Here is a 252-nt window from a genome sequence, read left to right on the forward strand (position 1 = left end):
CTTTAGAGACTTCTTGAGGGTAATAATACTGCATTGCTTTTAAGTCATTAAACAAGGGCTTTTCGATTTTAAAAGCTCCTTTGCCCAGCTCTTTAATCCCACCTGCACCCTCTTCTCTCTTAAAAGTGGCACAATAAGGATAGCATTGTTCTACATTGATACGATCTAATCCAGCTTGTTTTAAAATTTCTACACAAGTCTTAATATCCAAATTTCCCTCACCTAAAGGCACGCCACATACATACTTAGTAT

At 36.9% G+C, this 252-nt stretch carries 1 protein-coding gene; it reads right to left on the bottom strand.

Going from position 1 to position 252, the window contains the following annotated elements; translation table 11 throughout:
- A partial coding sequence (locus tag ELQ16_RS09865; protein ID WP_208335105.1) for a hypothetical protein occupies positions 1 to 252 on the bottom strand: 252 nt, incomplete at both ends.

It is taken from the genome of Campylobacter sp. US33a, assembly GCF_004378855.1.
In the GTDB taxonomy this organism is placed as follows: domain Bacteria; phylum Campylobacterota; class Campylobacteria; order Campylobacterales; family Campylobacteraceae; genus Campylobacter_D.